General features: G+C 74.0%; 12 protein-coding genes. 8 read left to right on the top strand and 4 right to left on the bottom strand.

Going from position 1 to position 13,594, the window contains the following annotated elements:
• The first annotated feature begins 210 nt into the window (after nt 1-210).
• Nucleotides 211-1,482 carry a CaiB/BaiF CoA transferase family protein gene (locus tag Q8W71_RS02495; protein WP_305523727.1) on the top strand — a complete coding sequence of 424 codons (1,272 nt, stop codon included), beginning with the start codon at nt 211-213 and terminating at the stop codon, nt 1,480-1,482.
• Nucleotides 1,479-2,294: an enoyl-CoA hydratase/isomerase family protein gene (locus tag Q8W71_RS02490; protein WP_305523726.1), complete on the top strand. Its 816-nt coding sequence runs from the start codon at nt 1,479-1,481 to the stop codon at nt 2,292-2,294. The genes Q8W71_RS02495 and Q8W71_RS02490 overlap by 4 nt, the downstream gene beginning before the upstream one ends.
• 240 nt (nt 2,295-2,534) lie before the next feature.
• On the opposite strand, the gene Q8W71_RS02485 is transcribed toward Q8W71_RS02490, so the two are convergent.
• The gene (locus Q8W71_RS02485) at nt 2,535-3,434 is read right to left on the bottom strand and encodes an MBL fold metallo-hydrolase (RefSeq protein ID WP_305523725.1); all 900 of its coding nucleotides are present in this window, start codon (nt 3,432-3,434) and stop codon (nt 2,535-2,537) included.
• Between the two features lie 100 nt (nt 3,435-3,534).
• Complete coding sequence (locus Q8W71_RS02480) at nt 3,535-4,314, bottom strand: Crp/Fnr family transcriptional regulator (protein ID WP_305523724.1); 780 nt, start codon at nt 4,312-4,314, stop codon at nt 3,535-3,537.
• A gap of 201 nt (nt 4,315-4,515) precedes the next feature.
• On the opposite strand from Q8W71_RS02480, the gene Q8W71_RS02475 reads away from it, so the two are divergent.
• The 3 genes from Q8W71_RS02475 (at nt 4,516) to Q8W71_RS02465 (ending at nt 6,245) form a co-directional block, all read left to right on the top strand.
• Nucleotides 4,516-5,532 carry an NAD-dependent epimerase gene (locus Q8W71_RS02475; RefSeq protein ID WP_305523723.1) on the top strand — a complete coding sequence of 339 codons (1,017 nt, stop codon included), beginning with the start codon at nt 4,516-4,518 and terminating at the stop codon, nt 5,530-5,532.
• A 112-nt stretch (nt 5,533-5,644) separates the two neighbouring features.
• Nucleotides 5,645-5,842, top strand: a complete 198-nt coding sequence (locus Q8W71_RS02470) for a hypothetical protein (RefSeq protein ID WP_305523722.1) — start codon at nt 5,645-5,647, stop codon at nt 5,840-5,842.
• 142 nt (nt 5,843-5,984) lie between these two features.
• Nucleotides 5,985-6,245: a hypothetical protein gene (locus Q8W71_RS02465; protein WP_305523721.1), complete on the top strand. Its 261-nt coding sequence runs from the start codon at nt 5,985-5,987 to the stop codon at nt 6,243-6,245.
• A 158-nt stretch (nt 6,246-6,403) separates the two neighbouring features.
• Here the strand turns inward: Q8W71_RS02465 and Q8W71_RS02460 are convergent, their stop codons facing one another.
• Nucleotides 6,404-7,738: a dicarboxylate/amino acid:cation symporter gene (locus Q8W71_RS02460; RefSeq protein ID WP_305523720.1), complete on the bottom strand. Its 1,335-nt coding sequence runs from the start codon at nt 7,736-7,738 to the stop codon at nt 6,404-6,406.
• Nucleotides 7,739-8,030: 292 nt separating this feature from the next.
• Here Q8W71_RS02460 and Q8W71_RS02455 point away from each other — a divergent pair, with 292 nt between their 5' ends.
• Nucleotides 8,031-9,887: a sensor histidine kinase gene (locus Q8W71_RS02455; protein ID WP_305523719.1), complete on the top strand. Its 1,857-nt coding sequence runs from the start codon at nt 8,031-8,033 to the stop codon at nt 9,885-9,887.
• A gap of 24 nt (nt 9,888-9,911) precedes the next feature.
• Nucleotides 9,912-11,252 carry a sigma-54-dependent transcriptional regulator gene (locus Q8W71_RS02450; RefSeq protein ID WP_305523718.1) on the top strand — a complete coding sequence of 447 codons (1,341 nt, stop codon included), beginning with the start codon at nt 9,912-9,914 and terminating at the stop codon, nt 11,250-11,252.
• Between the two features lie 12 nt (nt 11,253-11,264).
• Here the strand turns inward: Q8W71_RS02450 and Q8W71_RS02445 are convergent, their stop codons facing one another.
• Nucleotides 11,265-12,218, bottom strand: coding sequence for an alginate O-acetyltransferase AlgX-related protein (locus tag Q8W71_RS02445; protein WP_305523717.1), 954 nt, complete (start codon nt 12,216-12,218; stop codon nt 11,265-11,267).
• Nucleotides 12,219-13,019: 801 nt separating this feature from the next.
• Between Q8W71_RS02445 and moaB the strand changes: the two genes are divergently transcribed.
• Nucleotides 13,020-13,583, top strand: coding sequence for a molybdenum cofactor biosynthesis protein B (gene moaB / locus Q8W71_RS02440; RefSeq protein WP_305523716.1), 564 nt, complete (start codon nt 13,020-13,022; stop codon nt 13,581-13,583).
• The last annotated feature ends 11 nt before the right edge of the window (nt 13,584-13,594 follow it).

Below are 13,594 nucleotides of genomic sequence, written 5' to 3'. Positions count from 1 at the left end.
CGTCGCCGGAGCGAGGCGGCAGCCGAGGGTGAGGGGGCTCTGCCGGAGGAGCCTCATCCGTCGATGCACCCTCACCGCCGCTCCGGCTGCGCCGCCGCTTCCCGCACGGACGACGAGGTCCGTGCGGGCCTCTCCCCGCGTGCGGGGAGAGGGGCAACCCGCCGTCAGCCGGATCGATCGACCCGAGACCGCGTGAGAGGGAGTATCCGCGTGCAGGCAGAAGCCCAGGATCAAACCACCGCGTTCGCCAGCGCCGGCCCGCTGGCGGGGGTGCGGGTGATCGACCTGACCAACGTCATCATGGGGCCGACCGCCACCCACATGCTCGCCGATCTCGGCGCCGACGTGATCAAGGTCGAGGCGCCGGAGGGCGATTCCTTCCGGCACTACCGGCCGGCGCGTGGGCCCGGCATGGGCGGCAACTTCCTGCACCTCAACCGCAACAAGCGGAGCGTCCGCCTCGACCTGAAGCGCGCGGAGGCCCGCGCCGCCCTCGACCGGCTGATCGCGGGCGCCGACGTGTTCGTCCACGCCATGCGCCCGGACGCGGTTGCCCGCCTCGGCTACGCCTACGAGCGGGTGCGGGGCCTGAACCCGGGGATCGTCTATTGCGGCGCCTACGGCTTCGGCGCAGACGGCCCCTACGCCCACAAGGCGGCCTACGACGACCTGATCCAGGCGGGCTCCGGCCTCGCCGCCCTGCGCAGCGCCGCCGACGGGGCGCCGGCCTACCTGCCGACCGTGCTGTGCGACAAGATCGCGGGGCAGGCCATCGCTTGCGCCATCCTCGCCGCCCTCTACCAGCGCCGCTCCGGCGGCGGGGGGCAGGCGGTCGAGGTGCCGATGTTCGAGACGATGGTGGAGTTCAACTTCGTCGAGCACATGGTCGGCTACGCCTTCGCGCCGCCGCTCGGGCCGCCGGGCTTCAACCGGGTGCTCAGCCCCCGGCGCAAGCCCTACCGCACCCGGGACGGCTACGCCTGCATCCTGCCCTACTCGGACCGGAACTGGCGCGACTTCTTCGTCCACACCGGCCGGCTGGACTTCGTGGACGACCCCCGCTTCGCCCCGCTCGCCGTGCGGGTGCAGAACATCGAGATCCTCTACGCGCTGGTCGAGGAGGAGGCGGTCAAGCGCACGACCGCGGACTGGGTGGCGTTCTGCGACTCGGTCAGCATCCCGTGCATGCCGGTGCTGGGGCTGGAGGACCTGCCCGAGGACCCGCACCTCAAGGCGGTGGGGTTCTGGGGCGAGGCGGAGCACCCGAGCGAGGGCCGCTACCGCACCATGCGCCGGCCGGCGAACTTCAGCGGCAGCCGCTTCCGCATCCGCCGCCACGCCCCCCGGCACGGGGAGCACACCGCCGAGGTGCTGGCCGAGGCCGGCCTCGACCGAGCCGCCATCGCCGCCCTGACGGAGGCGCCGCCCGTGCCGCCGCCGGCCGAGCGCGCCGCCACCGCCCCGCTGGAGACCGCCCCGTGAGCCAGGATCCCGTCAGCCAAGGTCCCGTGAGTCAGGATCAGGACGACTTGCTGTTCTCCGTCTCGGAGGGGGTGGCGACCATCACCCTCAACCGGCCGGAGCGGAAGAACGCCTTCACCTTCCCGATGATCGACGCCTGGAATGCGGCGCTCCAGCGCTGCCGGACCGACGACGCGGTGCGGGTGGTGGTGGTGACGGGAGCGGGCTCGGCCTTCTGCAGCGGCGGCGACATCGTCGAGATGGGCGAGCGCCTCGAACAGCCGCCGCAGCAGCGCAAGGCCGAGCTGTTCAACCGCATCCAGCGCATCCCGCTGACGCTGGAGGATCTCGACAAGCCGGTGATCGCCGCGCTGAACGGGGTCGCGACCGGCGCCGGGCTCGACCTCGCCCTGATGTGCGACCTGCGCTACGCCGCCCGCAGCGCCCGCTTCGCCGAGACCTACGTCCGCGTCGGCCTCGTGCCGGGTGCCGGCGGCGCGCATTTCCTGCCCCGGCTCGTCGGCGTGTCGAAGGCGCTGGAACTGTTCTTCACCGGCGACTTCGTCGACGCCGAGGAGGCCCTGCGCATCGGCCTCGTCAACAGCGTCCACGACGACGCGGCGCTGATGCCGGAGGTGGACCGCCTCGCCCGCCGCATCGCCCGCGCCCCGGCGCTGACGCTGAGCCTGATCAAGCGGGCGGTCCAGCAGGGGATGCGGGCCGACCTGCGCACCAACCTCGACCTGATCTCCTCGCACTACGCGGTGGTCACCGCGACGCCCGAGCACCGCGCGGCGGTGGAGAGCTTCATCGGCGGGCGCGGGAAGGGGTGAGGCGACGCCCTTCGGTGCGCGACCCCCTCTCCCCGTGCACGGGGAGAGGCCCGCACGGACCTCGTCGTCCGTGCGGGAAGCGGCGGCGCAGCCGGAGCGGCGGTGAGGGTGCATCGACGGATGAGGCTCCTCCGGCAGAGCCCCCTCACCCTCGGCTGCCGCCTCGCTCCGGCGACGACGGGGTCGCCGGAGCCCTCTCCCCGCACGCGGGGAGAGGGGAGATGCCGCACGTGATCCCCCTCACGGAGCCCGGTACGCCGAGCCGTCCGCGGCGCGGGCCGGCGCGTCGACGTAGCGGCCCTGCTCCGGCACCGCCACGCGGTCGAAGTCGCGGGCGAGCTCCGTCAGGCCGCGCCGCAGCTCCGGCCCCTGGAGAGGCCGGCCGTGGCCGGTGATCGCCCGCTCGGGCTCCAGCGCCGTCAGCGCCCGGACCGAGTCCCGGGCCGCCTCCCAGTCGATCGTGAAATACTTCGGCGGCCCGTGGATCTCGGGCGCCTGCACCGCCACCGCGTAGGCCGATTCCTGCGCCGTGGTGACGAAGGCGTCGCCCGCGATCAGGCTGCGGTCGGCCGCGCGCCAGAGCGAGACGTGCCCCGGGGCGTGGCCGGGGGTGTGGATCCAGCGCCAGCCGGGCATAGGCGGCACGCCCCCGTCCTCGGGCAGGGTTTGCAGCCGCGCCGAGACGTCGACCGGCTTGCGCGGGTAGAGCGGCGCGAGCAGCGCCATCGCCCCGCCGCCGACGCCCGGGTCGCCCGGGGGGTAGGCGGCGCTGCCGTCGAGGTAGGGCCGCTCCAGGGCGTGCGCGTAGACCGGCGCGTCCCATTCCGCCGCCAGATCCTCCAGCACGCCGACATGGTCGAAATGGCCGTGGGTCAGCACGATCGCCGCCGGGCGGGCGCCGGCGCCGAACCGCGCCTCGGCGGCGGCCCGGATCAGCCCCATCGTGCCGGGGATGCCGGCGTCGATCAGCGTGAAGCCGCGGTCGCCGGCGCCGGGCGCGCCGACGAACACCACGTTGACGAGGGCGAGCCGCCGGTAGGCGAAGTCCGGCGCGATCTCGTGCACGGCGTCGTCGCGGGCGGCGTCGGACGCCGGGTCGTCCGCCCGCGCCGCGGGATCGACCGGTATCTGCTGCGCCATGGCGCCATCCTCGGGTGTCGTGGGCGCGGGCCCGGCCCGCGCGGTCCCGAGGCCAACCGCGGGCGCCCCGTCCCGGGTCCCGGGTCCGGGCGCCGCCGGGTCAGAGCCGGACGGCCGGCCTCGCGGCGGCCGGATCGGCCTCGCGCGGCCGGACCCCGGCCCCCGCGTGATCGCGCGTGTGATGCAGGTAGGTCGGATCGAACTGCGCGAGGCTCCACAACCGGTCCGGGTCGAGGAGGGTCAGGCGGCGGCTCCGGAGCGCGACCAGCCCGGCGCGGCGCAGGTCCTGCAAGGTCCGGTTGATGTGCACGCTGGTCTGGCCCAGCGCGTCGGCGAGGTCGGGCTGGGTCAGCGGCATCGGGCAGGAGGGGCCGTCCGCGAGGCCGATCGTCGCCTGCCGCAGGTGCAGCTCGCAGAGCAGGTGGGCGAGCCGTTCGAGCGCCGAGCGCCGCCCGAGGCTCACCGTCCATTCCCGCTGGATCGCGGCCACCGCCAGCATCTCGCGGTGGAAGGCCTCCTCCAGCGTCTCGCTGCGCGACCTCAGGTCCTGCATGGTCCGGCCGGAAATCTGGGCCAGGGTGACGGGGGTCAGGGCGATGATGGCATGGTCCATCCGCTCCAGGAGGAAGATGTTCGGGTCGCAGGTGTCGCCCGGCAGGAGCAGCGAGACGATCTGCCGCCGGCCGTCGGCGAACTGCTTGTAGCGGCCGGCCCAGCCGTCGAGGACGACGTTGACGGCGCGCGGGTCGTCGCCCTCGGCCACGATGTCGATGCGCGCGCCGATCCGCCGGGCGGGCCCGAGGGCATCGGCCAGCCGGTCGGTGTCCGCGCCGGTGAGGCGGACGTAGGTCTGGAGCTTGCGCGTGAGCGGGTTGTCCATGCGGACCCCGTGCAGCCGTCGGGTTGCAAAGCCTAGCCCACGCCGGCGGTCTTGCGACTAACACAGATTAGTTCCGACCGGGGCGCCCGCACGATCGACCGCCCGCATGCCGGGCTCCCGGTTCCGGGGCGCCGTGGTATAGCGGCCGGGCCGCGGATTCGCCCGGCACGATCCTCGGGGGATGGCGCCATTCCGGACGCGATGCGCGATCGGCCGGTCCTCGTCACCGGCGCGGCGGGCTTCATCGGCTTCCACACCGTCCGCCGGCTCCTCGATGCCGGCCGCCGGGTGGTCGGCGTCGACACCCTGACGCCCTACTACGACCCGGCGCTGAAGCGGGCCCGGCTCGCGGCCCTGCCCGCCTCGGACGCCCTGCGGATCGTCGCGCTGGATCTGGCCGACCGCGCGGCCACCGCCGATCTCTTCGCCCGCGAGCGGTTCGCCGGCGTGATCCACCTCGCCGCCCAGCCCGGGGTGCGCCACTCGCTGGTCGACCCGCACGCCTACGTCGATTCCAACCTCCAGGGCTTCATCAACGTGCTGGAGGGCTGCCGGCACGGGGGCTGCGGGCACCTGCTCTACGCCTCCTCCTCGTCGGTCTACGGCGCCAACACCCGGCTGCCGTTCCGGACCACGGACACGGTCGACCACCCGCTCAGCCTCTACGCGGCCTCGAAGAAGGCCAACGAGCTGATGGCCCATTCCTACAGCCACCTGTTCGGGCTGCCGACCACGGGCCTGCGCTTCTTCACGGTCTACGGCCCGTGGGGGCGGCCCGACATGGCGGTCTGGCTGTTCACCGAGGCGATCCTCGCCGGCCGGCCGATCCGGCTGTTCAACGGCGGGGCGATGCGGCGCGACTTCACCTACGTCGACGACGTGGTCGAGGCGGTGGTGCGGCTGCTCGACCACCCGGCCGCCCCCGACCCGGACTGGTCGGGCGAGATCCCGGACGCCGCCCGCAGCCGGGCGCCCTGGCGGGTCTACAACATCGGCAACAACCGCCCCGTGGCCCTGCTCGACCTCGTGCGGACGCTCGAAGCGGCGCTCGGCCGGGAGGTGTTGCGCGAGGACCTGCCGATGCAGCCGGGCGACGCCCCCGAGACCTACGCCGACATCGACGACCTCGCCCGCGCGGTCGGGTTCCGGCCCGACACGCCGATCGCCGAGGGCATCGGCCGGTTCGTCGACTGGTATCGGGGCTATCGCGGCCTCTGAGGAGGCGTCCGGCCAGGGTCCGGCCAAAAGGTCAGGCCAGGGGCCGGCCAGGAACGGCGCGCGGCGCGGGCACGTTCTCCGGCGGCGCGGACCGTCAGCGGAGGATCTCCCGATGCACGCCCCCCAACACGCTTCCATGCCCGTCCTGAACCGCCTCGCCCTCCTCGGGCTCCTGACCCTCGGCCTCGCCGCCTGCGACGACAAGAAGGCGGAGAACAACACTCCGACGAAGCCCAGCGCCACCCAGACCGAGCCCCAGACCGATCAGGCGGCCCCGCCGACGCAGCGGCCGGCCCAGAAGCAGCCCTGACGCCCGGCCGCCGCACACGAATCCGTTACCCTGATCGCGCGGCCCCGCCGGCGGCGCACGACGAAGCTTGACCATTCGCCGACGGTGGGATTTAATCTTGACCGTTGCGTTTGCGACACGCTCCAGGCGATCGGAGGGGCATATGTGCGCGCGTCTCACCTACAACCTGTTCACGAAGGTTCGCGACGCCGCGCAGCTCTGCGCCGTGCGGCAGGATCAGCCGATCCCCGGCTTCATCGACGGCGCGGCCTGGGACTACGTCGGCTCGGTGCAGCTCGAGCGCGAGGTGCCGCCGGGCTTCGACGCCGAGGCGGCGGAGCGGGCGACCCGGCTCGTCGGCTTCCACCTCTACAGCCGGCCGGTGCTCGCGGCGCGGGACGACGCGCTGCTCTGCGCGGCCTGACCCGACCCCGGGTCCTCGCCACCGAGCCGTCGCCCCCACACCGTCGGCACCACCTAAGAACAGCAAAAAAGCCGCCCCGGGGGTCCGGGGCGGCTTCGTCCCTGCGCGGGCTCCCGAGCCGGCCGCCGTCCCGGTGGGGATGGCGGCCGGGGCGCGGATCACTCGGCCGGCTGGAGGGCCGGCGCGGCCGGGGCCGCCTTGGTGCCGAGCGTCGCGGCGAGCTTGGCCTCGTCGACCTCGCCCTCCCAGCGGGCGACGACGATGCAGGCCACCGCGTTGCCGACGAAGTTGGTGAGCGCCCGGCACTCCGACATGAACCGGTCGATGCCGAGGATCAGCGCCATGCCGACCACCGGCACGGAGGGCACCACCGCGAGCGTCGCGGCCAGCGTGATGAAGCCCGAGCCGGTGACGCCGGCCGCGCCCTTCGAGGAGAGCATCGCCACGAGCAGCAGCAGCGCCTGCTCGCCGAGGCTCAGCGGGGTGTCGGTGGCCTGGGCGATGAACAGCGCCGCCATCGTCATGTAGATGTTGGTGCCGTCGAGGTTGAACGAGTAGCCGGTGGGCACGACGAGGCCGACGACGGGCTTCGAGCAGCCGGCCCGCTCCATCTTCTCCAGCAGCGAGGGCAGCGCCGACTCGGAGGACGAGGTGCCGAGCACGAGCAGCAGCTCCTCCTTGATGTACCGGATCAGCCGGATGATCGAGAAGCCGTTGTAGCGGGCCACCGCGCCGAGCACGACGAACACGAAGATCGCCGAGGTCAGGTAGAACGCGCCGACGAGGTAGGCGAGGTTGGCGAGCGAGCTGATGCCGTACTTGCCGATGGTGAAGGCCATCGCGCCGAAGGCGCCGATCGGGGCGACCTTCATGATGATGTTGACGACGCCGAAGATGGCTTCCGACAGCACCTTGATGATGTCGAGCACCGGCTTGCCGCGCTCGCCGAGGAAGGCGAGGCCGAAGCCGAACAGCACCGAGAAGAACAGCACCTGGAGGATCTCGCCGCCCGCGAAGGCGCCGACCGCCGTCGAGGGGATGATGTTCATCAGGAAGTCGGTGATCGACTGGGTCTTCGCCTTGTCGGCGTAGAGGGCGACCGCCTTCGGATCGAGCGACTTCGGATCGATGTGCAGGCCGTTGCCCGGCTGGAGCACGTTGGCGACGACCAGCCCGACGATGAGGGCGAGCGTCGAGAAGGTGAGGAAGTAGATCAGCGCCTTGCCGCCGACCCGGCCGACCTTCTCCAGGTTGGTCATGCCGGCGATGCCGGAGACGACGGTGAGGAAGATCACCGGCGCGATGATCATCTTGACGAGCTTGATGAAGGCGTCGCCGAGCGGCTTCAGCTCGGCGCCGAGCTGCGGGTAGAAGTGGCCGAGCAGGATGCCGACCGCCACGGCGACAAGCACCTGGAAGTAGAGCGTGCGGTAGAACGGCTTGGGCTTGGCCGGCGGGTGCGGCGCGGTGAGGGGTAGCGGGACGGCGGCCATGACGGCATCTCCTCCGGTTGGGTTGACGGGACGCATCGGTTGACCCCGGCCGGGGCCTCCGTCGCTCTTGCTTTTGGCCCCGAGGGCGGCAGTCATGCCTGGGTGGCGGGACTGCGTTACGCGGATGGAATGGCAACCCGCGTGCCAGGCCGGGACGCCCGGGAACATTTTTTTAAACCTCTGTGAGCACAGTGATTTTTCTCGATCGGCCCGAGCCGCCCGGAGCCCCTGTTCCGGGATCCCGCACCCGCGCCCCGGAACCTGTCCGGGGTTCCGCACCGGATCCGCGCCGGTGAGCGCCCCCGCCGGCCGGCGGTTTCCGCCCCGGTACGGGCGCGTCCTCGCGGTCGCCCTCGGGCTCGCGGTGATGCTCGCCGTCGCGTGGCTCGCCGGGCGGCGGGCGGAGCGCTCGGCGCTCGCCGACCTCGACCGGCAGGCCCGGTTCACCCTGACGATCCAGGCCGGGGCGCTGCGCGCCGAGATGCAGCGCCAGAGCGCCCTGCCGCTCGCGCTCGCCTCGGATCCCGAGATCGCCGCCCTGCTCAAGGCCGGAACCGGGGCCGAGCCGGGGCTCGCCGACCGGGTCGGCGCCCGGCTCGCCGCGATCGCGGGGGCGACCGGGGCCGCGGTGATCTACGTGATCCGGCCGGACGGCCTGACGGTGGCGGCGAGCAACGCGGGCGCGGACGGCAGCTTCGTCGGCCGCAACTACGCCTTCCGCCCGTATTTCCGGGACGCGCTCGCGACCGGCTCCGGCGCGCAGTTCGCGCTCGGCACGGTGAGCGGCCGGCCCGGCCTCTACCTCGCCCGGCGGATCGGCGACCGGGCGGGCGTGGTCGTCGTGAAGATCGAGTTCGACGCGGTCGAGGCGGCCTGGCGGGCGGCGGGCGAGGCGCTGTTCGTCACCGATCCCCGCGGGATCGTGCTGGTGGCGAGCGATCCCGCGTGGCGGTTCCGGACGCTCCGGCCGATCGAGCCGGACGCGCAGGCCCGGATCCGGGCGGACCTCGAATTCGGCGACGCGCCGCTCGCCGCGATGCCGCTGTTTCCCGCCGCGGACGGCCTCGTGCGGGTCGGCCGCGGTGCCGAGCCGGCCCGGCTCGCCCTGCTGCGCGAGGCCCCCGTCGCCGGGACCGACTGGCGGATCCACAGCCTCACCCCGATCACCGGCGCGGTGGCGCGCGAGCGCGACCAGGCGCGGGCGATCGCCGTGCTCGCCACCGGCCTCGCCGGGCTCGGCCTCGCGGTCTGGCTCGGGCGCCGCGCCCGCACCCGGGCCCGGCTCCGGGAGGCCGCTGCCCGGGGCGCGGAGCTGGAGGCGCGGGTCGGGGAGCGCACCCGGGCGCTCAGCGCCGCCAACGCCCGCCTGCGCGACGAGATCGCCGAGCGCCGCCGCTCGGAGGCCGAGCGCGAGCGGCTGGGGCGGGAGCTCGCCCAGGCCGGGCGGCTGGCGGCGCTGGGGCAGTTCGCCGCGAGCATGGCCCACGAGATCAACCAGCCGCTCGCCGCGATCCGCTCCTACGCCGACAACACCGGCGTGCTGGTGGCCCGGGGCCGGGTGGCAGACGCGGCCGAGAACGTCGCGGCGATCGGCCGGCTCACCGACCGGATCGGCGCCCTGACCCGGCAGCTCAAGGGCTTCGCCCGCCGGGCGTCCGGCCGCCGGGAGCCGGTGGCGGTGGACGCGCTGCTGCGCGGCGTCCTCGAAGTGGTGGCGGCCCGGGCGGAGGCCGACGGCACCCCCCTCGCCGTCGAGGCCGCGCCCGACCTCGCGGTGATCGGCGACGGCGCGCGCCTGGAGCAGGTGCTCGTCAACCTCCTCCAGAACGCCCTCGACGCGGTCGCCGGGCGGCCCGTGCGCCGGGTCGCGGTGAGCGTGGCGTCCGAGGGCGAGCGCGTCGGGATCGCGGTGCGGGACGACGGGCCGGGCATCCCGGAGGCGGTGCGCGGCCAGATCTTCGACCCGTTCTTCACCACCAAGGCGGACGGGCTGGGCCTCGGGCTCGCGATCAGCCGGGGCATCGTCGAGGAGTGCGGCGGGACGCTGTCGGTGGCCGACGCCCCCGGCGGCGGCACCGTGTTCCGGATGGATCTGGTGCGGGCGCCGGGCCCCGGCGCCCGGGCCGAGGCGGCGGAGGCGACGGCATGAGGAGACGGCCATGAGGCGACGGTCATGAGCGGGGACGGATCGGAGCGCGTCGTCTTCGTGGACGACGAGGAGGATGTCCGCCGCGCCAACCGGCAGAGCCTGGAACTCGACGGGCTCACGGTGGACACCTTCGCGGACGCGGAATCGGCGCTCGCGGCGGTGCTGGCGGCGCCGCCGGGGGTGGTGGTCAGCGACGTGCGCCTGCCCGGCCTCGACGGCCGCGCCCTGCTGGAGCGGCTGCACCGGGTCGACCCCGACCTGCCGGTGATCCTGATCACCGGGCACGGCGACATCTCGATGGCGGTGGCGGCCCTGCGCGGGGGCGCCGTCGACTTCCTGGCCAAGCCCTACCCGGCCGACGCGCTGATCGCCTCGGTGCGCCGCGCCCTGGAGCGGCGGCGGCTGGTCCTCGACAACCGGCGCCTGCGCGCCCGCCTCGACGCGGCGCTCGACGAGGACCCGGCCTTCCTCGGCGTCTCCCCCGAGATCGTCCGGCTGCGCCGCCTCGTGCGCGACGTGGCGGCGGCCGACGTGGACGTGCTGGTGCTCGGCGAGACCGGCTCCGGCAAGGAGGTGGTGGCGAGCGCGCTGCACCGCTGGAGCCGGCGCGCCGAGCGCAACTTCGTGGCGATGAATTGCGGCGCGCTGCCCGACAGCGTGGTCGAGAGCGAGCTGTTCGGCCACGAGGCCGGCGCCTTCACCGGCGCGCTCAAGCGGCGGATCGGCCGGATCGAGCACGCGCAGGGGGGCACGCTGTTCCTCGACGAGATCGAGAGCATGCCGCTGCCGATCCAGGTCAAGCTCCTGCGCGTCCTCCAGGAGCGCTCGGTGGAGCCGCTCGGCACCAACGAGATCCGCGCCGTCGACATGCGGGTGGTGGCCGCCACCAAGGTCGATCTCGGGCAGGCCGCCGCGCAGGGCACGTTCCGCGACGACCTCTACCACCGGCTCAACGTCATCGCGGTGGCGATCCCGCCGCTGCGCGACCGGCGCGAGGACGTGACGCTCCTGTTCCAGCACTTCCTCGCCCGCGCCGCCGCCCGGTTCGGCCGCGAGCCGCCGCCGATGACGCCGCCGGTGCGCGACCATCTCCAGCGCCACGAGTGGCCGGGCAACGTGCGCGAGCTCGGCCACTTCGCCGAGCGCTGCGCGCTCGGCTTCCCCCCCGAGGACCGGGCGGCGGAGGCCGGCCCGACCCCGAGCCTCGCCGAGCGGGTCGAGCGCTTCGAGCGCGACCTGATCCGCGACGAGCTGATCGTGGCGGGCGGCGACGTGCGCCTCGCCGCCGAGGCGCTCGGCACCCCGCGCAAGACCCTCTACGACAAGATCGGCCGCTACGGGCTGGTGCCGACCGACTACCGGTAGGGGCGGGAGGCCTCAGCGGCCGACGAGCCCGCGCAGCCGGTCGAGGAGGTTCGGCCGCGTCTCGCGCCGCACCCGGGCGGCGGCGAAGGCGTCGGTGCGCAGCCGGTCGCCCGGCAGGCGGCGCAGGAACCGCTCGGCGATCTCGTAGATCACGAGGTCGGGCTTCACCCGCTCGACGTAGGCCCAGTCGATGTTGGCCGACCAGATCGCGTGGAGTTCGGAGAAGCTCTCGGCCAGCATCGCGGTCAGCCGCGGCCCTTGGTCGAACACGTAGGAATCGCCGAACAGCACGACGCGCCGCGGATCGGCGGCGGCGTCGTTGCGCAGCACCACCCGCGAGCCGACGAAGAAGCCGGCGCGGCCGGCCACCCGCCCGGTCTCGCGCAGGGTGACGAGGGCGTTGGCCTCGACCCGGCGGGCGCTGCGGGGGAAGTCGTAGGCGTCGTAGGCCTCCTCCACCGGCGGGACGAGCTTGCCGCCGAGGTCGAACACGAAGCGCGCCGGCTCCGTCCGGCCGGCCAGCACCCCCGGCGCCGGCGCGGTCCCGAGCGCGGCGCACAGGGCCTCGTAGGCGATCCGGTAGCCGCGGTGGTTCCAGTGCGTGTCGGTGCGCAGGTAGACCGGCCCGTCCGCCCGGCCGGCGCGCAGGGGCGCCAGCAGGTCGACCGCCGTGCCGGCGCCGCGCGCCGCCAGCCGCCGGGTCAGCCGCGCGCCCGGCGGGTCGTCGAGGCCGGGGAACGGCCGGTCGAGATCCTCGCCGTGGACCGCGATCTTCTCCGGCACCACCGCGTGGACGTAAGCGGCTCCGAGCCGGTCGAGCCGGCGCACCCGCCGCTCCACCAGCCCCGCCCAGCGGTCGAGCAGCCGGCGCGAGGCGGCCGAATCGGCGTAGAGCGCGGTCAGCTCGTCGCCGCGCCCGACCCAGTACAGCCACCCGTCCCGCCCCACGGCGACGCCCGCTGCCACGCCTGTCCGCTCCTTAGTCCCCCCGGGAACCGTGCCCCCTGTGTCGGTTTCCGGCGCGCGAGACAATCGGGAATCGCCGCGCCGGGCCCGACGTGCCGACGGCGGCGGATGCGATTTCTCTTGACAATGTTCCTTTTTCGTTCGTATTTTCCCGCACCTGCCGCCCGGCGCCGAGGGAGCGATCCCGAAGGTGTCCAGCAGGGATCCGCGCTGGACTGAGCGCGGGTTTGGGCGGCGGGGCGGTACCCGCGGGGTTCGGCTCTCAGTCGGCCGGCCACCCGGGCGGCGCGTCCGGTACGGGCACGCACTCGGACGGGGGCAGGAGAAGGGCGGCAGACCGCCCGGCGCGGCGCCAAATCAGCCGCGCCCGGACCCCCGCCTGGGTCGGGCCGAAGGTAAGACTGCGGGTCCCGCGCCAATACGAGCGCGGACCGGGCTGGAAGGCCACAGCGGCAACGCGGGTTCCGGGGGCGCGGTTGGGGTCAGACCCAGAGAGCGCCCTGTCAGCGACCGCACGGATGCAGACGCAGACCGGACGGGCTGGAAGACGCCGCGACGACAAGATGGCCGGCGGTCCCGGTGACGGGGGGCGTCGGCCACGGGATGCCGCGGGGGCCAGCTTCCGCGTGTGTCACAATCAGGGTCCCCGCGGCATCCCGCGTCCCCTGTCGGTTTCTTGGGCCATGTCCCCGGCGCGGAACGCGGGTGGGGGCGATACGCCATGTCCGGGGGCGCATGTCCGGGGGCGACAGCGATGCCCGGCCGTCCCATATCCCGGCGCGACAGGAGCGCGTTCCCGCCATGGCCGACGAACCCAGAAGCGAATCCCCGGATGCCCGCCGCTTCATCCCCCTCGGGATCGCGGTACTGACAGTCTCCGACACGCGCCGGCTCGCCGACGACCGCTCCGGCGACACCCTGGTCCAGCGCCTGACCGAGGCCGGCCACCGGCTCGCCGACCGCGCCATCGTCCCCGACGACGTGCCCGCGATCCGCGCGCGGGTGGAGGGCTGGCTCGGCGATTCCGGGATCGACGTGGTGATCACCACCGGCGGCACCGGCTTCACCGGCCGCGACGTGACGCCGGAGGCGCTGGAGCCGCTGTTCGAGAAGCGCATGGACGGCTTCTCGGCGGTGTTCCACCGCATCTCCTACGACAAGATCGGCACCTCGACCCTGCAATCGCGCGCCACCGCCGGGGTGGCGCGGGCGACCTACGTGTTCGCCCTGCCGGGCTCCCCCGGCGCCTGCCGTGACGCCTGGGACGGGATCCTGGCCCAGCAGCTCGACTACCGCCACCGCCCCTGCAACTTCGTGGAGATCCTGCCGCGGCTCGACGAGCACCTGCGGCGCGGCGGGGGGTGAGCAGTCTTCTC

The organism is Methylobacterium amylolyticum, assembly GCF_030700245.1.
In the GTDB taxonomy this organism is placed as follows: Bacteria; Pseudomonadota; Alphaproteobacteria; order Rhizobiales; family Beijerinckiaceae; genus Methylobacterium.
This window is presented reverse-complemented; position numbering and strand designations above follow the sequence as displayed.